The 22,255-nt window shown below is 49.7% G+C and carries 19 protein-coding genes and 1 pseudogene; 14 read left to right on the top strand and 6 right to left on the bottom strand.

Annotated features, from left to right (window positions below; genetic code table 11):
- Positions 1-34 precede the first annotated feature (34 nt).
- Positions 35-550, bottom strand: coding sequence for a zinc uptake transcriptional repressor Zur (gene zur / locus ACJHYD_RS08510; protein ID WP_000416263.1), 516 nt, complete (start codon positions 548-550; stop codon positions 35-37).
- A gap of 317 nt (positions 551-867) precedes the next feature.
- On the opposite strand from zur, the gene ACJHYD_RS08505 reads away from it, so the two are divergent.
- The 3 genes from ACJHYD_RS08505 (at position 868) to pspG (ending at position 3,606) form a co-directional block, all read left to right on the top strand.
- The gene (locus ACJHYD_RS08505; RefSeq protein ID WP_000912582.1) at positions 868-1,830 is read left to right on the top strand and encodes a DUF2713 family protein; all 963 of its coding nucleotides are present in this window, start codon (positions 868-870) and stop codon (positions 1,828-1,830) included.
- A gap of 362 nt (positions 1,831-2,192) precedes the next feature.
- A complete protein-coding gene (gene dusA / locus ACJHYD_RS08500; protein ID WP_001298868.1) occupies positions 2,193-3,230 on the top strand; it encodes a tRNA dihydrouridine(20/20a) synthase DusA in 1,038 nt (345 codons plus the stop codon).
- Positions 3,231-3,363: 133 nt separating this feature from the next.
- Positions 3,364-3,606: an envelope stress response protein PspG gene (gene pspG, locus ACJHYD_RS08495; RefSeq protein WP_000891404.1), complete on the top strand. Its 243-nt coding sequence runs from the start codon at positions 3,364-3,366 to the stop codon at positions 3,604-3,606.
- Positions 3,607-3,771: 165 nt separating this feature from the next.
- On the opposite strand, the gene ACJHYD_RS08490 is transcribed toward pspG, so the two are convergent.
- Positions 3,772-4,755 (bottom strand): quinone oxidoreductase, encoded by a 984-nt coding sequence (locus tag ACJHYD_RS08490; protein WP_000235522.1) that lies wholly within the window; start codon positions 4,753-4,755, stop codon positions 3,772-3,774.
- A gap of 82 nt (positions 4,756-4,837) precedes the next feature.
- Here ACJHYD_RS08490 and dnaB point away from each other — a divergent pair, with 82 nt between their 5' ends.
- From dnaB to tyrB, 3 genes are all read left to right on the top strand, one after another.
- Positions 4,838-6,253: a replicative DNA helicase gene (dnaB, locus tag ACJHYD_RS08485; protein WP_000918363.1), complete on the top strand. Its 1,416-nt coding sequence runs from the start codon at positions 4,838-4,840 to the stop codon at positions 6,251-6,253.
- 52 nt (positions 6,254-6,305) lie between these two features.
- Complete coding sequence (gene alr, locus ACJHYD_RS08480) at positions 6,306-7,385, top strand: alanine racemase (protein ID WP_001550427.1); 1,080 nt, start codon at positions 6,306-6,308, stop codon at positions 7,383-7,385.
- Between the two features lie 252 nt (positions 7,386-7,637).
- Positions 7,638-8,831 carry an aromatic amino acid transaminase gene (gene tyrB, locus ACJHYD_RS08475; protein WP_001550428.1) on the top strand — a complete coding sequence of 398 codons (1,194 nt, stop codon included), beginning with the start codon at positions 7,638-7,640 and terminating at the stop codon, positions 8,829-8,831.
- A 362-nt stretch (positions 8,832-9,193) separates the two neighbouring features.
- Here the strand turns inward: tyrB and ACJHYD_RS08470 are convergent.
- A pseudogene (locus tag ACJHYD_RS08470) lies at positions 9,194-9,556 on the bottom strand (hypothetical protein); the annotation flags it as partial.
- A gap of 400 nt (positions 9,557-9,956) precedes the next feature.
- Between ACJHYD_RS08470 and aphA the strand changes: the two are divergent.
- From aphA to ACJHYD_RS08455, 3 genes are all read left to right on the top strand, one after another.
- On the top strand, positions 9,957-10,670 hold the full coding sequence (gene aphA / locus ACJHYD_RS08465; protein WP_001226928.1) for an acid phosphatase AphA: 714 nt from the start codon (positions 9,957-9,959) through the stop codon (positions 10,668-10,670).
- A 110-nt stretch (positions 10,671-10,780) separates the two neighbouring features.
- Complete coding sequence (locus ACJHYD_RS08460) at positions 10,781-11,197, top strand: secondary thiamine-phosphate synthase enzyme YjbQ (protein ID WP_000270375.1); 417 nt, start codon at positions 10,781-10,783, stop codon at positions 11,195-11,197.
- Positions 11,198-11,200: 3 nt separating this feature from the next.
- Positions 11,201-11,557 (top strand): MmcQ/YjbR family DNA-binding protein, encoded by a 357-nt coding sequence (locus ACJHYD_RS08455; protein ID WP_000155657.1) that lies wholly within the window; start codon positions 11,201-11,203, stop codon positions 11,555-11,557.
- A 34-nt stretch (positions 11,558-11,591) separates the two neighbouring features.
- Here ACJHYD_RS08455 and uvrA read toward each other — a convergent pair whose 3' ends face one another.
- The gene (uvrA, locus tag ACJHYD_RS08450; protein ID WP_000357740.1) at positions 11,592-14,414 is read right to left on the bottom strand and encodes an excinuclease ABC subunit UvrA; all 2,823 of its coding nucleotides are present in this window, start codon (positions 14,412-14,414) and stop codon (positions 11,592-11,594) included.
- Between the two features lie 254 nt (positions 14,415-14,668).
- On the opposite strand from uvrA, the gene ssb1 reads away from it, so the two are divergent.
- Positions 14,669-15,205: a single-stranded DNA-binding protein SSB1 gene (gene ssb1 / locus ACJHYD_RS08445; protein ID WP_000168305.1), complete on the top strand. Its 537-nt coding sequence runs from the start codon at positions 14,669-14,671 to the stop codon at positions 15,203-15,205.
- A gap of 98 nt (positions 15,206-15,303) precedes the next feature.
- On the opposite strand, the gene ACJHYD_RS08440 is transcribed toward ssb1, so the two are convergent.
- Complete coding sequence (locus tag ACJHYD_RS08440; protein WP_001295689.1) at positions 15,304-15,585, bottom strand: YjcB family protein; 282 nt, start codon at positions 15,583-15,585, stop codon at positions 15,304-15,306.
- A 429-nt stretch (positions 15,586-16,014) separates the two neighbouring features.
- Between ACJHYD_RS08440 and pdeC the strand changes: the two genes are divergently transcribed.
- Positions 16,015-17,601 carry a c-di-GMP phosphodiesterase PdeC gene (gene pdeC, locus ACJHYD_RS08435; protein ID WP_001550430.1) on the top strand — a complete coding sequence of 529 codons (1,587 nt, stop codon included), beginning with the start codon at positions 16,015-16,017 and terminating at the stop codon, positions 17,599-17,601.
- 2 nt (positions 17,602-17,603) lie between these two features.
- Here the strand turns inward: pdeC and soxS are convergent, their stop codons facing one another.
- The gene (soxS, locus tag ACJHYD_RS08430) at positions 17,604-17,927 is read right to left on the bottom strand and encodes a superoxide response transcriptional regulator SoxS (RefSeq protein WP_000019358.1); all 324 of its coding nucleotides are present in this window, start codon (positions 17,925-17,927) and stop codon (positions 17,604-17,606) included.
- A gap of 85 nt (positions 17,928-18,012) precedes the next feature.
- On the opposite strand from soxS, the gene soxR reads away from it, so the two are divergent.
- The 3 genes from soxR to ACJHYD_RS08415 all read left to right on the top strand — a co-directional run bounded on the left by soxR (position 18,013) and on the right by ACJHYD_RS08415 (position 22,172).
- Positions 18,013-18,477, top strand: coding sequence for a redox-sensitive transcriptional activator SoxR (gene soxR, locus ACJHYD_RS08425; protein WP_000412424.1), 465 nt, complete (start codon positions 18,013-18,015; stop codon positions 18,475-18,477).
- Between the two features lie 545 nt (positions 18,478-19,022).
- Positions 19,023-20,372: a guanine/hypoxanthine transporter GhxP gene (gene ghxP / locus ACJHYD_RS08420; RefSeq protein ID WP_000106882.1), complete on the top strand. Its 1,350-nt coding sequence runs from the start codon at positions 19,023-19,025 to the stop codon at positions 20,370-20,372.
- Between the two features lie 150 nt (positions 20,373-20,522).
- Entirely contained in the window at positions 20,523-22,172 is a 1,650-nt protein-coding gene (locus tag ACJHYD_RS08415) for a Na+/H+ antiporter (protein WP_000402207.1), read from the top strand.
- Positions 22,173-22,255: the final 83 nt, after the last annotated feature.

Here is a 22,255-nt window from a genome sequence, read left to right as displayed (position 1 = left end):
CTCCTGCCCGACGTGTACAAGGATGTACGCCCTCTTAACGTGATTTCTTTTTCACCTGTACAGAGTGATCATGCTGGCACTGTTCAGGATGACGACACGCTTCCACTTCCACGCATGCCGCACAGAGTCCATGTGCTTCAATCACATTATGCCGCAGGGCAAACCCCATTTTGGCCGCCAGCGTATGCATAATGTCTTCCACGCCTTCTGCACATTCTTCTTTCACCGCGCCGCAGCGATCGCAAATAAACATGGCTGAAGTATGGGTGGGCTGGTCGAACAGATGACAGAGCACATAGCTGTTGGTGGATTCCACCTTATGCACAAAACCTTGCTCAAGAAGAAAATCCAGCGCGCGATAAACCGTTGGCGGCTTGGCTTGCGGCTCAGCTTCGCGCAGCAAATCAAGCAGATCATAAGCGCTGATAGCGCCATCCTGCAGACTCATCAGGCGCAACACTTCCAGGCGCTGTGGGGTCAGGCGCACATTACGCTGCGCGCAGATTTTTTCAGCCTGCGCTAATAACTCCTGCGTTGTGGTCTTTTCCATCGGGCACCTCAAAGTGGGGGTTAAGAATGTCCTTACTTTACCATGTTCCAGGAAAAACACCGAGAACCCTTATTGTTGCCGTAATGTTGATTTTCTGTTTTGTACGTAAGGTGTTGTTTTGCCTGGTAGTACCATTATCAACACGATAATAATTAATAATTCATTTTTAAATAAATTGCTTCAAGTTAAATCGCTATTTATTTAGCTGGGTTTGATTGCATACCTGTACTTCAGAGATTATGAGCGATTTTTGATAGTGAGCAGATGGCAAAAGAATTATAAGGAGGACACGGTACGACAAAAAAGGTAGATGAATCATGTTGAAGATAATACCCGGTGCAACTGGATACTTTAATAAAACACTCAATTCAAATCAATTCGATAATGAAGATGCAATCAAAGGTAAAGTAAATAGTATATATGGTAAATCTATTGATTATTCAGCGATGCGTCATCGGGATATAATTATTGCAAAAATAGATTTGTTTATTCAAAGAATCACTCATAATTTATGGACTGCACGTGAAAAAAATGTGACGTTAATTAAGCAAATAAATGATCTCAAAATGTGTGTCAATGAGTATATTGGAGATTGTACTGATGAGGAATTAAACGATCGTGAATTTATTGCATCAGTTGTTGACCGGGCTATTTTTCATTTCGCGATTAATAGTATATGTAATCCCGAGGATAATAAAGATGCGACGCCCATAGAACGATGTACTTTTGACGTAGAAACTAAGAATGGCCTTCCCTCCACGGTTCAGCTTTTTTATGAGGAATCTAAAGATAATGAACCTTTAGCGAATATACATTTGCAAGCAATAGGTTCTGGTTTTTTAACGTTTGTTAATGCATGTCAGGAATATGATGACAACAGCTTAAAATTATTCGCTTCGCTGTTAATTTCACTTTCATATTCTAGTGCCTACGTAGATTTAGCAGGAGCAGAAAGAGTGAAGATTAATGAATATAATGAGAACTATCTGACAGCTCAGTTTGAAGAATTATCTCAACGTGATATGAAGAAGTACCTGGGAGAGATGAAGCGTCTGGCAGATGGGGGAGAAATGAATTTTGATGACTATCTGGATAAAATGTCACTTCTGGTGAATGAAGGAAAGCTCGAACCTGATATTTTAAGCAAAATGCGAGATGCTGCACCGAAATTAATTGACTTTGCTAAGTCGTTTGACCCAAACTCAAAGGAAAAGATTAAAATACTTACAGACACTTCTAAATTAATTTATGATTTATTCGGGGTTAAATCGGAGAAATAATATGTGAAGTTCTTCGATAGTATGGAAGGCATTATATAAAAGGACCCAATGCTTATTGGGTTCTTTTTTTCTCTATCAGTGCTATTAGCAGGGAGAGATATCACCGTAGTTTAATGTGTGATTTTTATTTATCGTCGAACCTGGATTGTTTATCATTGGCCTTAACAAAGCTAACGGCTAATAAGATTATTTCCATCACTTCGTGAGAGCTTCATGCCTTGAGAGGATCTCAATTTTCTTTTGCAATGAGACAGGCGCTTCCTGTTGTTATGGTATAGTACCCCGCTATTGAGCCTCCTGAACAGTGATGCTGAATAACATAACCCCATGATATATCGATAAAATAATCTCTACATTTAAAAATGCACGGTAATTCTGAAATGCAAAAAATCAACCAAACCAGCGCAATGCCTGAAAAAACTGACGTTCACTGGAGTGGTCGGTTTAGCGTTGCACCAATGCTCGACTGGACGGACAGACATTGCCGCTATTTCTTGCGTCTGCTTTCCCGCAATACGTTGCTGTATACCGAAATGGTGACTACAGGGGCGATTATTCACGGTAAAGGTGATTACCTGGCGTACAGTGAAGAAGAACATCCGGTAGCATTGCAACTGGGCGGTAGCGATCCGGCGGCGCTGGCGCAGTGTGCAAAGCTGGCAGAAGCGCGCGGATATGATGAGATCAACCTGAATGTCGGCTGCCCGTCTGACCGGGTGCAGAACGGCATGTTTGGGGCGTGTCTGATGGGTAATGCGCAGCTGGTTGCCGACTGCGTGAAAGCGATGCGCGATGTGGTGTCGATTCCGGTGACGGTGAAAACGCGTATTGGCATCGACGACCAGGACAGCTATGAATTTCTCTGCGATTTCATCAACACCGTTTCCGGCAAAGGCGAGTGTGAGATGTTCATCATCCACGCACGTAAAGCCTGGCTTTCGGGGTTAAGCCCGAAAGAAAACCGTGAAATCCCGCCGCTCGATTATCCGCGAGTGTATCAATTGAAGCGTGACTTTCCGCATCTGACAATGTCGATTAACGGTGGTATCAAGTCGCTGGAAGAGGCTAAAGCGCATTTGCAACATATGGATGGCGTGATGGTCGGGCGCGAAGCGTATCAGAATCCGGGTATTCTGGCGGCGGTAGACCGAGAGATCTTTGGTTCCTCGGATACCGATGCCGATCCGGTGGCGGTAGTGCGCGCCATGTATCCGTACATTGAGCGTGAACTCAGCCAGGGGACGTATCTTGGCCATATTACCCGGCATATGCTGGGCTTGTTCCAGGGTATTCCTGGCGCGCGGCAGTGGCGGCGTTATTTAAGTGAAAATGCCCATAAAGCGGGTGCAGACATTAATGTGCTGGAACACGCGCTCAAACTGGTGGCGGATAAGCGTTAACTTTTCACCAAAAAATAGTCAAATTCACCACGCCCTGCGCACCGTCGCGGGGCGTTTTGCTGTTAAATCAATAGATTATTTTTGGCATGATTCTTGTAATGCCAGCAAGAGATTTCATATTTGGGAGAGCATCATGCTGGAACTACTTTTTGTGATTGGCTTTTTTGTCATGTTGATGGTCACCGGCGTTTCGTTGCTGGGCATTATCGCCGCGCTGGTTGTGGCGACGGCCATTATGTTCCTCGGCGGTATGCTGGCATTGATGATTAAGTTGCTGCCGTGGTTACTCCTGGCGATTGCGGTGGTGTGGGTTATTAAGGCGATTAAAGCACCAAAAGTGCCGAAATATCAGCGTTATGACCGCTGGCGTTACTAAGGGATTGTGCGGATGATCACAACCTAAGGTTTTATCCTTAGAACAAAATAGGAATTGATAATCAAATCTGTCACTATTGCGCCTCTAACAGATTCATCGTGCTGTACCCTACATACAGCCGAACTATAAAAAGAAAGGGCTTCCCAGGTGGAAGCCCTATTTCTTTTATGGAATCAACAGGCTGGAACCTTGCGTCGCCCGGCTTTCCAGAATCTCATGCGCACGCTGCGCATCCTTCAGCGGATATTTCTGCTGCTCGGCGACATCGACCTTAATCACACCGCTGGCAATCAAAGAGAACAGTTCATTACTGGCCTCGGTTAATTCCTCCCGCGTGGTGATATAGCCTTGCAGGGAAGGGCGTGTCACATACAACGAGCCTTTCTGATTGAGAATGCCTAAGTTCACGCCGGTAACCGCACCTGATGAGTTGCCAAAACTCACCATTAAGCCGCGGCGTTGCAGGCAATCCAGCGACCGTTCCCAGGTGTCTCTGCCCACGGAATCGTACACCACGCGCACTTTCTTGCCACCGGTGATCTCTTTTAACCGCTCGACCAGATTCTCTTCGCGATAGTTAATAACCTGCCATGCGCCCGCTTTTAGCGCACTCTGCGCTTTTTGCGCGGTTCCCACAGTGCCGATAAGTTTCGCCCCAAGGGCTTTTGCCCACTGGCAGGCAATTAAGCCAACGCCGCCAGCCGCTGCGTGGAACAGGAACTGCTCATCGGGTTTAATTTCATAGGTTTTGCGCAGCAGATAATAAACCGTTAAGCCTTTCAGGAAGGATGCCGCAGCTTGCTCAAAAGAAATTGCCGCAGGCAGAATCGCCGCTTTATCCGCATTAATGTTATGCACCGAGCTGTAAGCGCCTAACGCCGACTGCGCATAGACTACACGATCGCCTGCCTTAATATGCTTTACACCACTGCCGACTTTACTCACGATGCCTGCCGCTTCGGTACCTAATCCGCTGGGTAGTGATGGCGGCGGGTAAAGGCCGCTGCGGATATACGTGTCGATAAAATTGATGCCGATGGCTTTATTTTCGACCTGGATTTCATTCTCCGCCGGATCGGCAGGAGTGAACTCTACGGCTTGAAGTACTTCCGGGCCACCGTGCTTGTGAAATTCAATTCGTGTTGCCATGTGTCCTCCAGAACGTATCGTCAGGGTCTGCTTCATATGGTAAAGTTTCGACCCATTCTTTATCTCGGTAACTCCATTCACTATGGCAGGAAATAAACCCTTCAACAAACAGCAGGCTGAACCCCGCGAACGCGATCCACAAGTTGCCGGGCTGAAAGTGCCTCCGCACTCGATCGAAGCGGAGCAGTCGGTGTTGGGCGGTTTAATGCTGGATAACGAACGCTGGGACGATGTAGCCGAGCGTGTGGTGGCAGACGATTTTTACACCCGCCCACACCGTCATATCTTTACTGAAATGGCGCGTTTACAGGAAAGCGGTAGTCCTATCGATCTGATTACCCTTGCGGAATCGCTGGAACGCCAGGGGCAACTCGATAGCGTCGGTGGTTTCGCTTATCTGGCGGAGCTGTCAAAAAATACGCCAAGTGCGGCGAACATCAGTGCTTATGCTGACATCGTGCGTGAACGTGCCGTTGTTCGCGAGATGATTTCGGTTGCGAATGAGATTGCCGAAGCCGGTTTTGATCCGCAGGGGCGCACCAGCGAAGATCTGCTGGACCTGGCTGAATCCCGCGTCTTTAAAATTGCCGAAAGTCGTGCAAACAAAGACGAAGGGCCGAAGAACATCGCTGATGTGCTCGACGCCACGGTGGCGCGTATTGAGCAGTTGTTTCAGCAGCCACACGATGGCGTTACCGGGGTAAACACCGGTTATGACGATCTCAACAAAAAAACCGCTGGCTTGCAGCCGTCGGATTTGATCATCGTCGCCGCGCGTCCGTCGATGGGTAAAACCACATTTGCGATGAACCTCGTCGAAAACGCGGCGATGTTGCAGGATAAACCTGTACTTATCTTCTCGCTGGAGATGCCATCAGAACAGATTATGATGCGTTCTCTGGCGTCGCTGTCGCGCGTTGACCAGACTAAAATCCGTACCGGGCAGCTCGATGATGAAGACTGGGCACGTATTTCCGGCACCATGGGTATTTTGCTCGAAAAACGTAATATCTATATCGATGATTCCTCCGGCCTGACGCCAACGGAAGTGCGTTCCCGCGCGCGCCGTATTGCCCGTGAACACGGCGGCATCGGGCTTATCATGATCGACTACCTGCAACTGATGCGCGTACCGGCGCTTTCCGATAACCGTACGCTGGAAATTGCAGAAATCTCCCGCTCGCTGAAAGCACTGGCGAAAGAACTGAACGTGCCGGTGGTGGCGCTGTCCCAGTTGAACCGTTCTCTGGAACAACGTGCCGACAAACGTCCGGTCAACTCCGACCTGCGTGAATCTGGCTCTATCGAGCAGGATGCGGACTTGATCATGTTTATCTATCGTGATGAGGTGTATCACGAAAACAGTGATTTAAAAGGCATCGCGGAAATTATTATCGGTAAACAACGTAACGGCCCAATCGGGACGGTACGCCTGACCTTTAACGGTCAATGGTCGCGCTTCGACAACTATGCGGGGCCGCAGTACGACGACGAATAATAATTATTTTATGAATTAGGTAATTAAAGCAAACACTTATCAAGGAACACAAATGCAAGCGGCAACTGTTGTGATTAACCGCCGCGCTCTGCGACACAACCTGCAACGTCTTCGTGAACTGGCTCCTGCCAGTAAAATGGTTGCGGTGGTGAAAGCGAACGCTTATGGTCACGGTCTTCTTGAGACCGCGCGAACGCTCCCCGATGCTGACGCCTTTGGCGTAGCCCGTCTCGAAGAAGCTCTGCGACTGCGTGCGGGGGGAATCACCAAACCTGTACTGTTACTCGAAGGCTTTTTTGATGCCAGAGATCTACCGACGATTTCTGCGCAACATTTTCATACCGCCGTGCATAACGAAGAACAGCTGGCTGCGCTGGAAGAGGCTAGCCTGGACGAGCCGGTAACCGTCTGGATGAAACTCGATACCGGTATGCACCGTCTGGGCGTAAGGCCGGAACAGGCTGAGGCGTTTTATCATCGCCTGACCCAGTGCAAAAACGTTCGTCAGCCGGTGAATATCGTCAGCCATTTTGCGCGCGCGGATGAACCAAAATGCGGCGCAACCGAGAAACAACTCGCTATCTTTAATACCTTTTGCGAAGGCAAACCAGGTCTACGTTCCATTGCCGCATCGGGTGGCATTCTGCTGTGGCCACAGTCGCATTTTGACTGGGTGCGCCCGGGCATCATTCTTTATGGCGTCTCTCCGCTGGAAGATCGCTCCACCGGTGCCGATTTTGGCTGTCAGCCAGTGATGTCACTAACCTCCAGCCTGATTGCCGTGCGTGAGCATAAAGCCGGAGAGCCTGTCGGTTATGGTGGAACCTGGGTAAGCGAACGTGATACCCGCCTTGGCGTAGTCGCGATGGGCTATGGCGATGGTTATCCGCGCGCCGCGCCGTCCGGTACGCCAGTGCTGGTGAACGGTCGCGAAGTGCCGATTGTCGGGCGCGTGGCGATGGATATGATCTGCGTCGACTTAGGTCCACAGGCGCAGGATAAAGCCGGGGACCCGGTCATTTTATGGGGCGAAGGTTTGCCCGTAGAACGTATCGCTGAAATGACGAAAGTGAGCGCTTACGAACTTATCACGCGCCTGACTTCAAGGGTCGCGATGAAATACGTGGATTAATCGTTCTGTAATATTTGATTGTTTGTGCCGGATGCGGCGTGAATGCCTTATCCGGCCAATAAAATCCTACCAATTCAATAAGTTGATATTCTTTCATGCTCTTATGAAGGCCGTGCCTCTGGCGGATGTACGTTTGTCATGAGTCTCACTCTGTTGCTAATTGCCGTTCGCCCCTGAACATCCACTCGATCTTCGCCTTCTTCCGGTTTATTGTGTTTTAACCACCTGCCCGTAAACCTGGAGAACCATCGCGTGTTTCAAAAAGTTGACGCCTACGCTGGCGACCCGATTCTTACGCTTATGGAGCGTTTCAAAGAAGACCCTCGCAGCGACAAAGTGAATTTAAGTATCGGTCTGTACTACAACGAAGACGGAATTATTCCCCAACTGAAAGCCGTGGCGGATGCGGAAGCGCGCCTGAATGCGCAGCCTCATGGCGCTTCGCTTTATTTACCGATGGAAGGGCTTAATAGCTATCGCCATGCCATTGCGCCGCTGCTGTTTGGTGCGGACCATCCGGTACTGCAACAACAGCGCGTAGCAACCATTCAAACCCTTGGCGGCTCAGGGGCATTGAAAGTGGGCGCAGATTTCCTGAAACGCTACTTCCCGGAATCAGGCGTCTGGGTCAGCGATCCTACCTGGGAAAACCACGTAGCAATATTCGCCGGGGCTGGATTCGAAGTGAGTACTTACCCCTGGTATGACGAAGCGACTAACGGCGTGCGCTTTAATGACCTGTTGGCGACGCTGAAAACATTACCTGCCCGCAGTATTGTGTTGCTGCATCCATGTTGCCACAACCCAACGGGTGCCGATCTCACTAATGATCAGTGGGATGCGGTGATTGAAATTCTCAAAGCCCGCGAGCTTATTCCATTCCTCGATATTGCCTATCAAGGATTTGGTGCCGGTATGGAAGAGGATGCCTACGCCATTCGTGCCATTGCCAGCGCTGGATTACCCGCTCTGGTGAGCAATTCGTTCTCGAAAATTTTCTCCCTTTACGGCGAGCGCGTTGGCGGACTTTCTGTTCTGTGTGAAGATGCCGAAGCCGCTGGCCGCGTACTGGGGCAATTGAAAGCAACAGTTCGCCGCAACTACTCCAGCCCGCCGAATTTTGGTGCGCAGGTGGTGGCTGCGGTGCTGAATGACGAGGCATTGAAAGCCAGCTGGCTGGCGGAAGTAGAAGAGATGCGTACTCGCATTCTGGCGATGCGTCAGGAACTGGTGAAGGTATTGAGCACAGAGATACCAGAACGCAATTTCGATTATCTGCTTAATCAGCGCGGCATGTTCAGTTATACCGGTTTAAGTGCCGCTCAGGTTGACCGACTACGTGAGGAGTTTGGTATTTATCTCATCGCCAGCGGTCGCATGTGTGTCGCCGGGTTAAATACGGCAAATGTACAACGTGTAGCAAAGGCGTTTGCTGCGGTAATGTAATGCAGGAAAGCAGGCTGGAGTTATCCAGCCTGCAGTGAAATTAAACTGTCGTCGCTTTCACTCTTGCTTTATAGATGATTTTTTTGATGCCATCGTTCTACGTGAGAGGTAATAAAACGTTGTTAGTTCTAACTTGTTAAGTTTATCCCAATGTTCTGGAGTGCTTTTCCCTGTTTTACCGTGTGGAGTAATAATTTCTGCACATCTAACCATTATTAAATTTAATAATAAGTATCGGGTTTGTTACGATAGAATATTTCTATATCCTCAAGAATATGCTTTGCCTTATTGCCTGTGACTTTCTGAGATTCAATTATAGTATCGTTAAATTCTAATGTTAAAGAGAACTCTTTTTTTCCGCTTTGTGTAAGTTTAACCTTATATTGATTACCAATATCAAATAAAAAGGTTCTGTAATGAGAATAATCACCTTTAACCTCCTCGGCAAAACAGCAAAGTGTGCAAATATACATACAATCTTTCTTGCCTCTGATTTTGTTAACTAAATCAATAAATGCATGAAAAACTTTATTTGCAATAGATCTTGATACTTCCTCTCCTGGTCTACAAAAATCTTTTGCAATTTTTAACTGTGTTTCTATATATAAAAAGAGATCTTTGGCATAAGAAAAATCTTTGGAATAAGAGATATCTTTATTATTTAGTGCATCTAGCTCAACAGGTAAAGATGTCATTTTGTTGCTATTCACATATGATATATTCATATCATCATCTCCTTCGAGAGTAATAAAATTAGTCACCATTGTATGGTAGGGTTCTGGTCAATCAGAAATCATCTTTATAAACTTCGATTGTTTTTGTAATGCTGTATCATTAAGTTCATTAAATCGTACAGCAGATAAATGTTCTATCAAATTTCGCTCATTTGCAGAGGATTCATCATAATAAACGTAAAATTAATGTATCCTTCATTGAGGAATAAACATTTTTTTACAAAAAAACGACAGGAACGTATTTACTGGGTTAAATATAATCATCCTGCTTTTCATCACAAAAACCGCAGATAATCCTTCCTTTCCCCTGCTGCTGGCGTTATGGTCAGATGGTTTTTGCAACAAATCTCACAATAAAAAGTTTCAACATACTGACTATTTAGGGAAAAATATGCGCAAGATCACACAGGCAATCAGTGCCGTTTGCTTATTGTTCGCTCTAAACAGTTCCGCTGTTGCCCTGGCCTCATCTCCTTCGCCGCTTAACCCTGGTACTAACGTTGCCAGGCTTGCTGAACAGGCACCAATTCATTGGGTTTCGGTCGCACAAATTGAAAATAGCCTCGCAGGGCGTCCGCCAATGGCGGTGGGGTTTGATATCGATGACACGGTACTTTTTTCCAGTCCGGGCTTCTGGCGCGGCAAAAAAACCTTCTCGCCAGAAAGCGAAGATTATCTGAAAAATCCTGTGTTCTGGGAAAAAATGAACAATGGCTGGGATGAATTCAGCATTCCAAAAGAGGTCGCTCGCCAGCTGATTGATATGCATGTACGCCGCGGTGACGCGATCTTCTTTGTGACTGGTCGTAGCCCGACGAAAACAGAAACGGTTTCAAAAACGCTGGCGGATAATTTTCATATTCCTGCCACCAATATGAATCCGGTGATCTTTGCGGGTGATAAACCAGGGCAAAATACAAAATCGCAATGGCTGCAGGATAAAAATATCCGAATTTTTTATGGCGATTCCGATAACGATATTACCGCCGCACGCGATGTCGGCGCTCGTGGTATCCGCATTCTGCGCGCCTCCAACTCTACCTACAAACCCTTGCCACAAGCGGGTGCGTTTGGTGAAGAGGTGATCGTCAATTCAGAATACTGACAGAGCGGGAGAGCGTGACACTCTCCCGAATGCTGTTTTTTTAATCACACCTTTATCCTTTCTCTGTCTTGCTGCAAACTGATTAAGAGAGTTTTATCAAGGAGCAGCACATGTGGTATCAAAAGACGCTCACGCTTAGCGCCAAATCTCGTGGGTTTCATCTGGTAACGGATGAAATTCTGAATCAGCTGGCTGATATGCCGCGCGTTAACATCGGTTTACTGCATCTGTTGCTGCAACATACCTCCGCCTCTCTGACACTTAATGAGAACTGCGATCCCACCGTACGCCACGACATGGAGCGTTTTTTCCTCCGCACCGTTCCCGACAACGGAAATTATGAGCATGACTATGAGGGAGCAGACGATATGCCTTCTCATATCAAATCCTCAATGCTGGGAACATCGCTTGTATTGCCGGTGCATAAAGGGCGTATTCAGACCGGCACCTGGCAAGGCATCTGGCTGGGGGAACATCGCATCCACGGCGGATCGCGTCGCATTATCGCGACACTACAAGGGGAGTAAAAAATGACCATTTCGGAGTTGCTACAATATTGCATGGCAAAACCAGGCGCAGAACAGAGCGTGCATAACGACTGGAAAGCGACGCAGATCAAAGTGGAAGATGTACTGTTTGCGATGGTGAAAGAAGTAGAAAATCGCCCGGCGGTTTCGCTGAAAACCAGCCCGGAGCTGGCGGAGCTGCTACGTCAGCAGCACAGCGATGTGCGTCCAAGCCGCCATCTGAATAAAGCGCACTGGAGCACCGTGTATCTCGACGGTTCGCTGCCAGATTCGCAAATCTATTATCTGGTGGATGCGTCTTATCAGCAGGCGGTGAATTTGCTGCCGGAAGAAAAACGTAAATTGCTGGTGCAACTCTGAAAGGAAAAGGCCGCTCGGAAAGCGGCCTTAACGATTACAGCATCGGCTTGAGGAAGCGTGCCGTATGCGAAGCTTCGCACTCCGCGACGGTTTCTGGCGTACCGGAGACGAGGATTTCGCCGCCGCCACTGCCGCCTTCTGGTCCCAGGTCGACAATCCAGTCAGCGGTTTTGATCACGTCGAGATTGTGCTCAATCACCACAATGGTGTTGCCCTGATCGCGCAGTTTATGCAGTACGTCGAGCAGTTGCTGAATATCGGCGAAGTGCAGACCGGTGGTCGGCTCATCAAGAATATACAGCGTCTGCCCGGTGCCGCGTTTTGACAGCTCACGCGCCAGCTTCACGCGCTGGGCTTCACCACCAGAAAGCGTGGTTGCGGACTGCCCGAGGCGAATGTACGTCAGGCCAACGTCCATCAACGTTTGCAGCTTACGCGCCAGAGCTGGCACCGCATCAAAGAACTCACGCGCCTCTTCGATGGTCATATCCAGCACTTCGTGGATGGTTTTGCCTTTGTACTTAATTTCCAGCGTTTCGCGGTTATAGCGTTTACCTTTGCACTGGTCGCACGGCACGTAGATATCCGGCAGGAAGTGCATCTCCACTTTGATCACGCCATCGCCCTGACAGGCTTCGCAGCGCCCGCCACGGACGTTAAAGCTGAAACGTCCCGGCGTATAGCCGCGCGCACGGGATTCCGGTACGCCCGCAAACAGTTCGCGCACAGGTGTAAACACGCCGGTATAGGTCGCCGGGTTAGAACGCGGAGTACGACCAATTGGGCTTTGGTCGATATCGATCACTTTATCGAAATGCTCCAGTCCCTGAATATCGCGATACGGTGCCGGTTCGGCGATGGTCGCCCCATTCAACTGGCGTTGGGCAATCGGGAACAGTGTGTCGTTAATCAGTGTCGATTTACCGGAACCTGAAACCCCTGTGATGCAGGTAAACAGACCGACTGGCAGCGTCAGCGTCACGTCTTTCAGGTTATTACCGCGTGCGCCTGTCAGCTTCAGCACTTTTTCCGGATTCGCCGGAACGCGTTTCTTCGGCACTTCAATCTTGCGTTTACCGCTCATGTACTGCCCGGTCAACGACTCCGGCACCGCCATAATCGCTTCCAGTGGACCTTCCGCGACCACTTCACCGCCGTGAACACCCGCACCAGGACCAATGTCGATCACATGGTCAGCGGCGCGAATCGCGTCTTCGTCGTGCTCCACCACAATCACGGTATTACCGAGATCGCGCAGATGGATAAGCGTACCCAACAGGCGCTCGTTATCGCGCTGGTGCAGGCCGATAGACGGCTCATCGAGCACGTACATAACGCCAACCAGGCCCGCACCAATCTGGCTCGCCAGACGGATACGCTGGGCTTCACCGCCAGAAAGTGTCTCTGCCGAGCGGGAAAGTGTCAGGTAATTCAGGCCGACGTTAACGAGGAATTTCAGGCGATCGCCAATCTCTTTAAGAATTTTTTCCGCAATCTTCGCTCGCTGACCTGCGAGTTTGAGATTGTTGAAGAATTCCATCGCATGACCGATGCTCATGTCGGAGATAGCAGGCAGCGGCGTATTCTCGACATACACATGGCGCGCTTCCCGACGCAGACGGGTTCCTTCGCAGCTGGCGCACGGGCGATTGCTGATAAACTTGGCTAATTCTTCACGTACCGCACTGGATTCCGTCTCTTTATAACGGCGCTCCATATTGTGCAGCACGCCTTCGAACGGATGACGACGAATGGAGGTATCGCCACGATCGTTCATGTATTTGAATTCAATGTTTTCTTTGCCAGAACCGTACAACACCACTTTATGCACGTTCGCGCTCAGGCTGCCCCACGGCGCTTCGACGTCGAACTTATAGTGATCTGCCAGCGATTTCAGCATCTGGAAGTAATAGAAGTTGCGGCGATCCCAGCCTCGGATCGCACCGCCAGCCAGCGACAGTTCCGGATTCTGGATCACGCGGTCAGGATCGAAATATTGCTGCACGCCAAGGCCGTCACAGGTTGGGCAGGCCCCCGCCGGGTTGTTAAACGAAAACAGGCGTGGTTCCAGTTCACGCATACTATAGCCGCAAATTGGGCAGGCGAAGTTGGCGGAAAATAGCAGCTCTTCCGCTTTTGGATCGTCCATATCGGCAACTACCGCGGTACCACCGGAAAGCTCCAGCGCGGTTTCAAACGACTCTGCCAGACGTTGGGTGAGATCGTCACGCACCTTGAAGCGATCAACCACCACTTCAATGGTATGTTTCTTTTGCAGTTCCAGTTTCGGCGGATCGGAAAGATCGCAGACTTCGCCATCAATACGAGCACGGATGTAACCCTGGCTTGCCAGATTTTCCAGCGTTTTGGTGTGTTCGCCTTTGCGCTCTTTAATGATTGGTGCGAGCAGCATCAGGCGTTTACCTTCCGGCTGGGACAACACGTTATCCACCATCTGACTGACGGTTTGCGCCGCCAGCGGTACATCGTGGTCCGGGCAGCGCGGCTCACCGACGCGGGCGAACAACAAACGCAAATAGTCGTGGATTTCGGTGATTGTCCCCACCGTAGAACGCGGGTTATGAGACGTCGATTTCTGCTCAATTGAGATGGCAGGAGAAAGCCCCTCAATATGATCGACGTCCGGCTTTTCCATCAGTGACAGAAACTGCCGCGCGTAGGCGGAAAGGGATTCAACGTAACGGCGCTGCCCTTCGGCATATAAGGTGTCGAAAGCGAGCGAGGATTTGCCAGAACCCGAAAGCCCGGTCACGACAATAAGTTTGTCGCGGGGGATAACGAGGTTGATGTTTTTGAGATTATGGGTGCGGGCGCCCCGAACTTCGATCTTATCCATTCACCTTTCCCGGATTAAACGCTTTTTTGCCCGGTGGCATGGTGCTACCGGCGATCACAAACGGTTAATTATGACACAAATTGACCTGAATGAATATACAGTATTGGAATGCATTACCCGGAGTGTTGTGTAACAATGTCTGGCCAGGTTTGTTTCCCGGAACCGAGGTCACAACATAGTAAAAGCGCTATTGGTAATGGTACAATCGCGCGTTTACACTTATTCAGAACGATTTTTTTTCAGGAGACACGAACATGGCCAGCAGAGGCGTAAACAAGGTTATTCTCGTTGGTAATCTGGGTCAGGACCCGGAAGTACGCTACATGCCAAATGGTGGCGCTGTTGCCAACATTACGCTGGCTACTTCCGAATCCTGGCGTGATAAAGCGACCGGCGAGATGAAAGAGCAGACTGAATGGCACCGCGTTGTGCTGTTCGGCAAACTGGCAGAAGTGGCCAGCGAATATCTGCGTAAAGGTTCTCAGGTTTATATCGAAGGTCAGCTGCGTACCCGTAAATGGACCGATCAATCCGGTCAGGATCGCTACACCACTGAAGTGGTGGTGAACGTTGGCGGCACCATGCAGATGCTGGGTGGTCGTCAGGGTGGTGGCGCTCCTGCAGGTGGCAATATCGGTGGTGGCCAGCCGCAGGGCGGTTGGGGTCAGCCTCAGCAGCCGCAGGGCGGCAATCAGTTCAGCGGCGGCGCGCAGTCTCGCCCGCAGCAGTCTGCTCCGGCAGCACCGTCTAATGAGCCGCCGATGGACTTTGATGACGATATTCCGTTCTGATTTTTCATTAAAACAATAGGTTATATTGTTTTAAGGTGGATGATTAAAACATCTGCCAGCCGTAAAAAAGAAGCCTCCGTTTTGGAGGCTTCTACATATCAAGTCAAAATCATTGGCCATTGTGGCGGTGTCTGATTCATCTCTTCTATCATCACCGACTCGATGTTGTGCCAGATGGCGGTGATATCCGCCATTGTGATGCCAAGCAACCCCATTGCGAACCAGCAGGCGGAAACTACGCCCAGACCGCTGCTGATCACTGCAAGCCCGACATAATCAGACCGACGAAAACGGATGTTGAGTGTGCTGGCCAGAAACATCATTACGGCACTAAGAAGTTGCCAGCGAAGAAGAACCACGCCAGTGGTGAGGGTAGCCATCAAACAATTCCTCTGAAAAGAGCCGATGCCTCGGACAGCGCGGCGTTGTTCACGGGAGGCGTGATACAATCTGGCTATCGCGGGGCTTGCAGAACACAAAAAAGAAACACTCTGTTTGTTTCATTAATTTTGTGAACTATATCACAATTGATTGTTTGTTAGCCAGATTAGGCCGCGACTTTTATTGCCGTACAGATTATGTGTTTTTTCAGCGGCATTAAGGGGATATCTTCCCACCGCCTCTGCATTCCTGTAGGAAATTAGTTTTGAATATCAATGAATTATTTTTATTTAGGTGACGATTAAAAAGGTATCAATTTCAAATCAGGCAAAAGTGCTATTTATACCGTAAGATTTATCTAAAGACGTCGATAACCAGGGTTCTCGCCTTGCAATGACCGGGTATAAACAGGCAGGAAATTGATAGCAATGAGTCATCGTGCACGACACCAATTACTGGCGTTGCCGGGCATTATCTTTTTAGTTCTCTTTCCCATCATACTGTCGCTATGGATTGCCTTCCTTTGGGCAAAATCAGAAGTGAATAGTCAGCTCCAAACTTTTGCTCAGCTGGCGCTGGATAAATCCGAGCTGGTCATTCGCCAGGCAGATTTAGTGAGCGATGCAGCAGAACGCTATCAGGGGCAAGTTTGCACTCCAGCCCATCAAAAGCGAATGTTGAATATTATTCGTGGCTATCTTTATATTAATGAATTGATCTATGCCCGTGATAACCATTTTTTATGCTCATCGCTGATAGCGCCTGTAAACGGCTATACGATTGCACCGGCCGATTATAAGCGTGAACCTAACGTTTCTATCTATTATTACCGCGATACGCCTTTTTTCTCTGGCTATAAAATGACCTATATGCAGCGGGGAAATTATGTGGTGGTCATCAACCCTCTCTTCTGGAGTGAAGTGATGTCTGATGATCCGACATTGCAATGGGGTGTGTATGATACGGTAACGAAAACCTTTTTCTCGTTAAGCAACGAGGCCTCGGCAGCAACGTTTTCTCCACTGATTCATTTGAATGATTTAACCGTACAAAGAAATGGCTATTTATATGCGACAGTTTATTCGACAAAACGCCCAATTGCAGCCATTGTTGCGACTTCATATCAACGTCTTATAGCGCATTTTTATAATCATCTTATTTTTGCGTTACCCGCCGGTATTTTGGGGAGTCTTGTTCTGTTATTACTCTGGCTACGTATTCGGCAAAACTATTTGTCTCCCAAACGCAAATTGCAACGCGCCCTCGAAAAACATCAACTTTGCCTTTATTACCAGCCAATAATCGATATCAAAACAGAAAAATGTATCGGCGCTGAAGCATTGTTACGTTGGCCTGGTGAGCAGGGGCAAGTAATGAATCCGGCAGAGTTTATTCCGCTGGCAGAAAAGGAGGGGATGATCGGACAGGTAACTGATTATGTTATTGATAATGTCTTCCGCGATCTGGGCGCGTACCTGGCAACACATGCCGATCGCTATGTTTCTATTAACCTGTCGGCCTCCGATTTTCATACGTCACGGTTGATAGCGCGAACCAATCAGAAAACAGAGCAATACGCGGTGCGTCCACAGCAAATTAAATTTGAAGTGACTGAACATGCATTTCTTGATGTCGACAAAATGACACCAATTATTCTGGCGTTCCGCCAGGCTGGTTACGAAGTGGCAATTGATGATTTTGGTATTGGCTACTCTAACTTGCATAACCTTAAATCATTGAATGTCGATATTTTGAAAATCGATAAATCGTTTGTTGAGACGCTGACCACCCACAAAACCAGTCATTTGATTGCGGAACACATCATCGAGCTGGCGCACAGTCTGGGGTTAAAAACGATCGCTGAAGGCGTCGAAACTGAGGAGCAGGTTAACTGGCTGCGCAAACGCGGCGTGCGCTATTGTCAGGGATGGTTCTTTGCGAAGGCGATGCCGCCGCAGGTGTTTATGCAATGGATGGAGCAATTACCCGCGCGGGAGTTAACGCGCGGGCAATAAAACTACAGGCGGTGGCGATAATCGCTGGGAGTGCGATCAAACTGCCGACGGAAAACGCGGGAGAAGGTCTGCTGAGAGACATAACCCAGGTCCATTGCGATATCAAAAATCGGACGCTCGGTGGTGCGCAACTCAACGGCGGCCAGTAACAGGCGGCGTTGGCGAATGTAATCACCAAGTGTCTGATGCGTCACCGTGCGGAACATCCGCTGTAAGTACCACTTTGAATAGCCTGATTTTTTTGCGACGACGTCAATGTTAAGCGGCTGGTCAATATGCTCGTCAATCCATGCGATAAGATCCTGAATAATTTTCTGATGGGACATAAATCTGCCTCTTTTCAGTGTTCAGTTCGTTAATTCATCTGTTGGGGAGTATAATTCCTCAAGTTAACTTGAGGTAAAGCGATTTATGGAAAAGAAATTACCCCGCATTAAAGCGCTGCTAACCCCCGGCGAAGTGGCAAAACGCAGCGGTGTGGCGGTATCGGCGCTGCATTTCTATGAAAGCAAAGGGTTGATTAGCAGTATCCGTAATAGTGGCAATCAGCGGCGATATAAACGTGATGTGTTGCGATATGTCGCAATCATCAAAATTGCTCAGCGTATTGGCATTCCGCTGGCGACCATTCGTGAAGCATTCGGCGTGTTGCCCGAAGGGCATACATTAAGTGCGAAAGAGTGGAAACAGCTTTCGTCCCAATGGCGAGAAGAGTTGGATCGGCGCATTCATACCTTAGTGGCGCTGCGTGACGAGCTGGACGGATGTATTGGTTGTGGCTGCCTTTCGCGCAGTGATTGCCCATTGCGTAACCCGGGCGACCGCTTAGGAGAAGAAGGCACAGGCGCACGCTTGCTGGAAGATGAACAAAACTAAAGCGCCACAAGGGCGCTTTAGTTTGTTTTCCGGTCTTTGTCTTTCTCTCTATCCCGCTGGTACACAGGAGGGTTTCCCCCGACGTCAACACACCTCATTCGAGCACGTGGTGGAGGTTCCGGTTGGTGTTGATGCTTTAATTGTATGTCACCGGCGTTTCTTCGCCAGAGTAAAAGTACACTTTTTAGCCGCAATATTTTTGTCATCTAAGACGATTTTTTATCGCAATCCTGAACGGTATATGGCTCGATAACGCTGCAATCTTGCGCATCGACGATAACGTTTGCGCATCAATTGCCTGGTTTTTCATCGTCAAGACAATAAAAGAGAAAAAAGCAGCAAACTTCGGTTGAAAAAGCCGCTATGATCGCCGGATAATCGTTTGCTTTTTTTACCACCCGTTTTGTATGCGCGGAGCTAAACGTTTGCTTTTTTGCGACGCACCAATTTGTCGCAAACCTGGAGCAGGAAGATAACGTTTCGCTGGCAGGGGATTGTCCGCCACGCATCTTGACGAAAATTAAACTCTCAGGGGATGTTTTCTTATGTCTACGCCATCAGCGCGTACCGGCGGTTCACTCGACGCCTGGTTTAAAATTTCACAACGTGGAAGCACTGTCCGTCAGGAAGTGGTTGCCGGGTTAACAACATTTCTGGCGATGGTCTACTCGGTTATCGTCGTTCCAGGCATGTTGGGTAAAGCAGGCTTCCCGCCTGCGGCAGTTTTCGTTGCGACCTGTCTGGTTGCCGGACTCGGTTCTATCGTGATGGGTCTGTGGGCTAATCTGCCGTTGGCGATTGGTTGCGCCATCTCCCTGACGGCGTTTACCGCATTCAGTCTGGTGCTGGGGCAACATATTAGCGTACCTGTCGCGCTGGGTGCTGTGTTCCTGATGGGTGTACTGTTTACGGTAATTTCTGCCACGGGTATCCGTAGCTGGATTTTGCGCAACTTGCCGCACGGTGTGGCGCACGGCACGGGGATCGGTATCGGTCTGTTCCTGCTGCTCATTGCCGCTAATGGTGTCGGTCTGGTGATTAAAAACCCGCTTGATGGTCTGCCCGTTGCGCTGGGTGATTTCGCGACCTTCCCGGTGATTATGTCACTGGTAGGTCTGGCGGTGATCATCGGCCTGGAAAAACTGAAAGTCCCTGGTGGCATTCTGCTGACCATTATCGGTATCTCAATTGTCGGTTTGATCTTCGATCCTAACGTCCATTTCTCCGGCGTTTTCGCCATGCCTTCATTGAGCGATGAAAACGGCAATTCACTGATTGGTAGCCTGGACATTATGGGCGCGCTGAATCCTGTAGTCCTGCCAAGCGTTCTGGCGCTGGTGATGACGGCAGTATTTGATGCCACCGGAACTATCCGCGCCGTCGCCGGTCAGGCGAACCTGCTGGATAAAGATGGGCAGATCATTGACGGTGGGAAAGCACTGACCACCGACTCCATGAGCAGCGTTTTCTCTGGCCTGGTGGGTGCAGCTCCGGCAGCGGTATACATCGAGTCTGCGGCGGGTACGGCGGCGGGCGGTAAAACCGGGTTGACGGCTATCACCGTTGGCGTGCTGTTCCTGCTGATTCTGTTCCTCTCTCCGCTCTCTTACCTCGTTCCGGGGTATGCAACGGCTCCGGCGCTGATGTACGTTGGCCTGCTGATGCTGAGTAACGTGGCGAAAATCGACTTTGCTGATTTTGTTGATGCGATGGCGGGTCTGGTTACGGCGGTATTCATCGTGCTGACCTGTAACATCGTAACAGGCATCATGATCGGCTTCGCGACTCTGGTGATTGGTCGTCTGGTTTCCGGCGAATGGCGCAAGTTGAACATCGGTACGGTCGTTATCGCTGTGGCGCTGGTGACCTTCTATGCGGGTGGCTGGGCTATCTAATCTTTCATATGATTCTGAAAACGGGTGGCAATGGCTGCCCGTTTTTATTTTCTCCGCACATTGTGTGAGCTTTTGCGATATTCTGAAAAAATGAGAATTCAGGCATAACGTCTTTCTCAGATCATAAAAAACATCGCAAACAGGGAACGCATGGAAATCTTCTTCACCATACTGATAATGACCCTCGTGGTCTCGCTGTCCGGGGTGGTCACTCGTGTCATGCCCTTTCAGATCCCGCTTCCGCTTATGCAAATCGCCATCGGTGCGCTACTGGCGTGGCCGACGTTTGGTTTGCATGTGGAGTTTGATCCTGAACTCTTTTTAGTCTTGTTTATCCCGCCGTTGCTGTTCGCTGATGGCTGGAAAACGCCGACCCGTGAATTTCTCGAACATGGTCGAGAGATTTTCGGCCTCGCGCTGGCGCTGGTGGTGGTCACCGTGGTCGGCATTGGCTTCCTTATTTACTGGGTGGTGCCGGGCATTCCGCTGATCCCCGCCTTTGCGCTGGCGGCGGTGCTTTCTCCGACCGATGCTGTGGCGCTCTCCGGGATTGTTGGCGAAGGGCGCATCCCGAAAAAAATCATGGGCATTTTGCAGGGCGAAGCGTTGATGAATGACGCCTCTGGCCTGGTGTCGTTGAAGTTTGCCGTAGCAGTGGCGATGGGGACGATGATCTTCACCGTTGGCGGTGCGACGGTCGAATTTATGAAAGTAGCCATTGGCGGTATTCTCGCCGGTTTTGTGGTGAGCTGGCTGTACGGTCGCTCGCTGCGATTCCTCAGCCGCTGGGGCGGTGATGAACCCGCGACGCAGATCGTCCTGCTGTTCCTGCTGCCATTCGCTTCTTATCTGATTGCCGAACATATTGGCGTTTCCGGCATCCTCGCTGCGGTTGCTGCCGGGATGACCATCACCCGCTCCGGTGTGATGCGCCGTGCGCCGCTGGCAATGCGCCTGCGCGCAAACAGCACCTGGGCGATGCTGGAATTTGTCTTTAACGGCATGGTATTCCTGCTGTTAGGTCTGCAGCTGCCGGGTATTCTGGAGACGTCGCTGATGGCGGCAGAAATCGACCCTAACGTCGAAATCTGGATGCTGTTTACCGATATCATTCTGATTTATGCGGCGCTGATGCTGGTCCGTTTCGGCTGGCTGTGGACGATGAAAAAGTTCAGCAACCGCTTCCTGAAAAAGAAGCCGATGGAGTTTGGTTCGTGGACCACACGAGAAATCCTGATCGCGTCTTTCGCCGGGGTGCGTGGGGCGATCACTCTGGCTGGTGTGCTCTCTATCCCGCTGCTCTTGCCGGATGGTAACGTCTTCCCGGCGCGCTATGAGCTGGTATTCCTGGCGGCTGGTGTCATTCTCTTCTCGCTGTTTGTCGGCGTGGTGATGTTGCCTATTCTGCTACAACACATTGAAGTCGCGGACCATTCGCAACAATTGAAAGAGGAACGTATTGCGCGAGCGGCAACGGCAGAAGTGGCGATTGTGGCGATCCAGAAAATGGAGGAGCGTCTGGCGGCGGATACCGAAGAGAATATCGATAACCAGCTGCTCACGGAGGTCAGTTCTCGCGTCATTGGTAACCTGCGTCGTCGCGCCGATGGACGTAACGACGTTGAAAGTTCCGTGCAGGAAGAGAACCTTGAGCGTCGCTTCCGTCTGGCGGCATTGCGTTCTGAACGTGCTGAACTGTACCACCTGCGCGCCACGCGGGAGATCAGCAATGAAACGCTGCAAAAATTACTGCACGATCTCGATTTGCTTGAAGCGTTGTTGATTGAGGAAAATCAGTAAGCCGAAAGCGACGTAACCAGGCCCGAGGTAATTTGAAAAAGGTGCAATCTTTTGCACCTTTAACAGGTTAGCTCGGGCTAACA

This window comes from Escherichia sp. WS1368 (assembly GCF_046487485.1).
In the GTDB taxonomy this organism is placed as follows: Bacteria; Pseudomonadota; Gammaproteobacteria; order Enterobacterales; family Enterobacteriaceae; genus Escherichia; species Escherichia coli.
Note: the sequence above shows the minus strand (reverse complement) of the source record. Positions and strands in the feature narration are given on the sequence as shown.